The sequence below is a fragment of the Oleiphilus sp. HI0080 genome, from assembly GCF_001635135.1.
This window is the reverse complement of sequence record NZ_LWFU01000441.1, coordinates 1-5,926: the sequence shown is the minus strand read 5'-3', so window position 1 is coordinate 5,926 and position 5,926 is coordinate 1. Positions and strand designations below refer to the sequence as shown.

At 48.2% G+C, this 5,926-nt stretch carries 6 protein-coding genes and 1 pseudogene; all 7 read left to right on the top strand.

Annotation, left to right across the window (positions count from 1 at the left end):
- Nucleotides 1-415: pseudogene (locus A3751_RS08575) on the top strand (uridine monophosphate kinase); the annotation flags it as partial.
- Nucleotides 416-436: 21 nt separating this feature from the next.
- Complete coding sequence (frr, locus tag A3751_RS08570; protein WP_068454426.1) at nucleotides 437-994, top strand: ribosome recycling factor; 558 nt, start codon at nucleotides 437-439, stop codon at nucleotides 992-994.
- Between the two features lie 62 nt (nucleotides 995-1,056).
- The gene (uppS, locus tag A3751_RS08565) at nucleotides 1,057-1,878 is read left to right on the top strand and encodes a polyprenyl diphosphate synthase (protein ID WP_068454423.1); all 822 of its coding nucleotides are present in this window, start codon (nucleotides 1,057-1,059) and stop codon (nucleotides 1,876-1,878) included.
- A gap of 38 nt (nucleotides 1,879-1,916) precedes the next feature.
- Nucleotides 1,917-2,756 (top strand): phosphatidate cytidylyltransferase, encoded by an 840-nt coding sequence (locus A3751_RS08560; protein ID WP_068454420.1) that lies wholly within the window; start codon nucleotides 1,917-1,919, stop codon nucleotides 2,754-2,756.
- On the top strand, nucleotides 2,753-3,943 hold the full coding sequence (gene ispC, locus A3751_RS08555) for a 1-deoxy-D-xylulose-5-phosphate reductoisomerase (protein WP_068454417.1): 1,191 nt from the start codon (nucleotides 2,753-2,755) through the stop codon (nucleotides 3,941-3,943). Before A3751_RS08560 ends, ispC begins: the two co-directional genes overlap by 4 nt.
- Nucleotides 3,944-3,966: 23 nt before the next feature.
- The gene (gene rseP / locus A3751_RS08550) at nucleotides 3,967-5,316 is read left to right on the top strand and encodes an RIP metalloprotease RseP (RefSeq protein ID WP_068454415.1); all 1,350 of its coding nucleotides are present in this window, start codon (nucleotides 3,967-3,969) and stop codon (nucleotides 5,314-5,316) included.
- A 32-nt stretch (nucleotides 5,317-5,348) separates the two neighbouring features.
- Nucleotides 5,349-5,926 (top strand): POTRA domain-containing protein (locus tag A3751_RS08545; RefSeq protein WP_304439015.1); only part of this gene is annotated, 578 nt, incomplete at its 3' end.

The window sequence follows — 5,926 nt, the reverse complement described above, 5'->3', positions numbered from 1 at the left end:
GCATTATGATCGTAGGACGGCAATGCGTTGGTTGAAGGGTGGTGACGTCGTTATTTTCAGTGCCGGAACCGGTAATCCATTTTTTACGACTGACTCGGCGGCATGTCTCCGTGGCATTGAGGTCGAGGCGGATGTGGTACTTAAAGCAACAAAAGTTGACGGCGTGTACGATGCCGACCCAATGAAGGTTAAGAAAGCCAAAAAGTTCGATCACCTCACGTACGATGAAGTGCTCGACCGTAAACTTGGCGTTATGGATCTAACGGCGATTTGTTTGTGTCGAGACCACAACATGCCTTTGCGTGTATTCAATATGAATAAGCCGGGAGCGCTGACATCGATTATGGTCGGTGAGCCTGAAGGAACCTTGATTGAGGCAACATCGCCGCAGCAAGAAGTAGCAGATAAAGAATAGTTATTGACAGGGGAATAAGCTGTGATTGAAGACGTTAAACAGGAAGCTGAACAGCGGATGAAAAAGAGCCTAGAGGCTCTAGGCGTAGCGTTTGCAAAGATCCGAACAGGTCGTGCGCATCCAAGTATTCTAGATGGTGTGATGGTGTCGTATTATGGTGTTGATACACCTCTTAAGCAGGTTGCGAATATCAGTGTTGAGGATGGTCGTACTTTAGCTGTCTCTGCCTGGGAAAAGCCGCTTGTTCCAGCTATCGAAAAAGCGATTATGGCTGCGAATCTAGGTTTGAATCCTTCAACTTCGGGAGATCTTGTTCGTGTGCCTATGCCAGCGCTTACCGAAGAGACGCGCCGTGATATGGCGAAGCTAGCGAAAGCAGACGCAGAGAGTGGTCGAGTTTCAATCCGAAATGCACGTCGTGATGCAAATTCATACCTGAAAGAGCTGCTAAAAGAAAAAGAGATTACTGAGGATGATCTAAAGCGTGGCGAAGATCAGATTCAAAAGCTAACCGACAGCTATGTCGCAGAAGTCGAGAAGATGCTTCAAGATAAAGAAGCGGATTTGATGAAGGTTTAACACTTTATCCTAAGGGGGGTATATTTTTCGGTGTACGCCCCTGAAAAGCAAAGCGACAATTCATGAATTCAAAAATTCCCTACACCGCATCAAACAGGCCTAAGCACGTGGCTATCATTATGGATGGCAATAACCGTTGGGCAAAAGCGCGCAGGCAAGTAGGTGTTTCTGGTCACAAGGCTGGAGTTGAGGCGGTCAGGTCGGTTGTGCAGACATGCGTTAGCGAGGGTGTTGAAGTGTTGACCCTTTTCGCCTTCAGCAGTGAGAACTGGCGTCGGCCCGCCATTGAAGTGGGTGCGCTGATGCGCTTGTTTCTGGTCGCTCTGCAGCATGAAGTTAAAAAGCTTCATAAGAATAATATTCGCTTAAGGATAATAGGCGATCGTTCGAAATTCAGCGGTCTATTGCAAGACTATATGGCCAAGGCTGAGCGTTTAACCGAATCAAATACGGGGATGACCTTAGTTGTCGCTGCAAATTACGGTGGGCAATGGGATATTGCCCAGTCGGTTAAAAGCCTTGCTCATGATGTTGCAGCGGGCACTCTGTCTGCCGACGATATCTCTGAATCGATGATTGAATCCCGTCTTTGTTTGGGCGATCTGCCTATGCCCGATTTGATGATTCGAACCGCTGGCGAGTATCGCATAAGCAATTTTATGCTTTGGCAGCTTGCTTACGCTGAATACTATTTTTCTGATTTGTACTGGCCTGACTTTAAAGAAGAGCAAATGATGGCTGCTTTGGATGCCTATAGTCAGCGGAAGCGCCGGTTCGGGCAAACTGATGAGCAGGTTTCGGGTGAGCTGGCTGATATGCCGTCAGCAGAAGATCTTAAAAACGTGGAATGGCCTGATTCCGATACCGACGGCGAGCCGCAGTAGATTTGGCTCCATAACAACGACATAAGAAGGGGAGTACATTGCTTAAGCATCGCATAATCACTGCGCTAATACTTGCGCCATTGGCGCTAGCGGGAATTTTCGGTACAGATGTACAAGGCTTTTATTGGTTTGTCGGCGCTATTGTGGCTGTCGCAGCGTGGGAATGGGCAAGGTTATCTGGCTATGAACGTCAGTCGCTCCGCGTATCATATGCGGTTTATGTAGCAATTTGGCTCATTTTTGTTCGATATATTCCAGCAACTCCAATTTTATACGTAGGACTGGCTTGGTGGTTAATTGCCATCGTTTTAGTGCTGCGCTATCCCGGTACTAGCCGCTTCTGGCGGCAGCGATCAGTGAAGCTGGGTATTGGTTTGTTGATTCTCATACCATTTTGGAAGACGATGTTGGCGCTTCGCGAGGCGCAAATGTTAGTTGATATCGACCTTGGTGTTCATTTAGTTCTTTTTTACGCATTGCTTTTGATTTGGGCTGCAGACACCGGCGCTTACTTCGCGGGTCGCGCGTTTGGAAAGGCGAAACTTGCTCCTGCAGTTTCACCTGGCAAGAGCTGGGCTGGCGCTTGGGGAGGGCTGGGTTGTACCGTCGTTCTTGCCTTGGTTGCCGCATTTTGGCTTGATTTGAGCTCTGCCTTGACCATTCAGTTAGTTGTGGTCACGGTGATCGCTGCAATCGTTTCAATATTTGGTGATTTGACAGAAAGTTTGTTCAAACGTGAAGCTGGTATAAAAGATAGTAGCAATCTCTTACCTGGGCACGGCGGTGTGCTTGATCGAATAGACAGTTTAACGGCAAGCATTCCAGTGCTTACAGCGCTTCTTTATAGCTTTTCTTGGATTGCTTGGGGTAATCCGTGAGCGCAAAAAAGCTCTCTGTACTTGGTGCTACCGGATCGATTGGTCTTAACACGCTGGATGTTGCCGCGCGGCACCCTGATAAGTATGAAGTATATGCTCTAAGTGCGCACAGTAATTGGTCCGAGCTGCTGAAGCTGAGTGTTCAGCACGCGCCCCGGTATGCTGTCGTTTCTGATATCTCCGTTGCTGACGAAGCGCTAGCAGCGTTTCGAGATAGTGGCACCCTGACTGAGCTCTTGGTTGGGCCTCACGCTCTTATTGATATTGCTTCTGCGACAGAGGTGGATATCGTTATGGCCGCGATCGTGGGCAGCGCAGGACTTGAATCAAGCTATGCGGCGGCTAGCGCTGGTAAAAAAGTGTTGCTTGCCAACAAGGAGTCGCTGGTTTTGTCTGGCTCTTTGTTTATGACTGCTATTGAAAATTCGGGTGCAACGATTCTCCCTATAGATAGTGAGCATAACGCCATCTTTCAGTGCCTTCCTTCTGATTATGCATGTGGTGCGCATCCGCGAAGTGGTGTTTCGAAGGTTCTATTAACTGCTTCGGGTGGTCCTTTTAGGGGGTATTCGAAAGAGCGGCTTGTTGACGTTACACCCGAGCAGGCTTGCGCTCACCCTAACTGGAGTATGGGGCATAAGATTTCGGTAGACTCAGCGAGCTTAATGAACAAAGGGCTTGAATTGATCGAAGCGTGTTGGTTGTTCGATTTAAGGCCGCAAAATATCGAGGTGGTGATTCATCCGCAGAGCATTATCCACTCCATGGTTCAATATCTTGATGGCTCGGTGTTGGCGCAGCTAGGTCAGCCCGATATGCGCACACCAATAGGTTATGGCTTAGCTTGGCCTGATCGAATCAATACTGGAGTCGAAGAGCTCGATTTCTTAAAAATTTCCTCGTTAGAGTTTGAGGCCCCAGATGTTGAGGCTTTTCCTTGTCTCGCTCTCGCGCGTGAAGCGTTTGAAATAGGTGGTTACGCATCGGCTTATCTTAATGCTGCAAATGAGATCGCCGTCGCGGCCTTTCTTAAAGGTAAGGTCCGGTTCACTGCAATTGCTGATATCATCGAAGACGTTATGGCAAAGGCGCCAGGCTCACTTCCTTCAACTATTAATGAAGTGCTTGAGGCGGATCGAGATGCGCGCATAATCGCTACGCAGTCGGCCCTTGGTTTCGCAATTTAGAACTCGGTAATATTGTTACGTCTATGGAAGTCCTTCAGTCAGTCCTATCCCTCATTATCACGCTCGGAATATTGGTAACAATTCATGAATTTGGCCATTTTTGGGTAGCGCGTCGCTGTGGCGTAAAAGTGCTCCGCTTTTCTGTCGGGTTTGGAAAGCCGTTATTTAGTTGGAAGGACAAGCTGGGAACGGAATATGCTGTTGCTGCTATTCCTCTTGGTGGTTACGTTAAAATGCTGGATGAGCGGGAAGGGCCAGTGCCTGACGCATTGAAAGAGCAGTCTTTTACGTCAAAGCCGGTAAGTCAGCGAATCGCCATTGCATCTGCAGGTCCAATTGCGAATTTTGTCTTCGCGATTTTTGCCTACTGGATGATGTTTGGGATTGGTTACACCACGGTACTTCCTAAGATTGGAGAGGTTATTCCAGAAAGCCCTGCCGCTATGTCGCAACTAGAAGTAGGCTCTGTGCTCGAAAGCGTGGATGGTCAGAAGGTTTACGGTTGGCGAGATGTTGTGATGTCGCTGGTTCCTCATATTGGTGATTCTGGTGTAATAGAGCTCAAGGCGCAATTCGATGGCGAAAGTAAAGACTATGCGTTGAAACTTGATAATTGGATGCGCGGCCAGGATGAAGCGGATCTTATTAGGGGTATTGGTTTGGTGCCTTATCGTCCCCCGATCTCCCCAGAAATTAGCGTTGTGACGCGCGGGGGGCCAGCGCATATGGCTGGTGTTCTTGAGGGTGATCTCGTGCGTTTTGTAGATGGAGCGGAGATCGCTGACTGGTACGATTTTGTCGAGATTGTTCAGAAGAGCGCAGGTGAGCGGCTAAGCGTTTTGGTAGAGCGGAATGCCGATTTGATTGAACTGTCTGTCGTCCCAGAGGTGGTAGAAGGGGGCGGTCGCGCTTTAGTAGGTAAAATCGGAGTAGGGGTTGCGCCTTTCGAGTACCCTAGAGAGTTAATCTCTGTAGTCAGTTACGGCCCAATCGATTCGCTTGGCCACGCTTTTTCGCAAACATGGTCTGACGTTGCAATGACCTTCGGAGCTGTAAAGAAGATGGTCGTCGGATTGATTTCTCTCGACAATCTAAGCGGTCCAATTACGATCGCGCGAGTTGCTAACCAATCCATTAGTACCGGTGCGGAAGAGTTTCTTCGCTTTTTGGCCCTGCTCAGTGTCAGTCTTGGCGTCTTGAATCTGTTACCGATACCGGTACTGGATGGCGGGCATATTTTGTTTTACCTCATCGAGGCGGTTCGTGGGAAACCGCTTTCAGAGCAAAGCCAAGTCATTGGTTTTAAGATTGGTTTATCCTTGGTTGTGATGTTGATGGCCGTAGCTTTCTATAACGATATTATGCGGCTCTGATTTCATGTCAGCATATTTAGGTGCAGTAGTTAATGTGTAACTTTTTTCGATTGCCAGCTTTGGCTTTCGCAGTGCTTTTTGGTCTCTATTCATCGCAGGTCTTGAGCGAGACTTTTCTCGTCGATGACATCCAGGTTGAAGGCTTGCAGCGGGTGTCCGCGGGTACTGTTTTTTCTAGTTTTCCTGTTTCGGTCGGCGAAGAAGTGAATCCGACAAAGTTGGCTGAGGCGAGTAGAGATCTGTTTAAAACGGGGTTGTTCACCGATATAGCGTTGTATCGTAACGATGATGATCTAATTGTTAGTCTTCAGGAAAGACCTTCTATCGCGAATATCGAGATATCGGGTAACAAGGATATTTCTGAAGAAGACTTGCTAGAAGGTCTTAAACAGGCAGGCATGTCTGAGGGTAAAGTATTTAAGCGCGTGACCTTGGAACGTCTAGAGTTAGAAATCCTTCGTTCGTATGTAACACAAGGGCGCTATAGCGCTTCCGTAGAAGCGGAGGTAGAAGAGCTGCCTCAGAACCGAGTCGATATCAATATAGAGATAGATGAGGGTGAGGTTTCTTCGATCCTACATATTAACGTGGTAGGCAATGAGGCGTTCAC

Coding starts and splice junctions, on each gene's coding strand:
- uppS (WP_068454423.1), top strand. CDS start 1,057: ATGAATTCAAAAATTCCCTACACCGCATCAAACAGGCCTAAGCACGTG.
- rseP (WP_068454415.1), top strand. CDS start 3,967: ATGGAAGTCCTTCAGTCAGTCCTATCCCTCATTATCACGCTCGGAATA.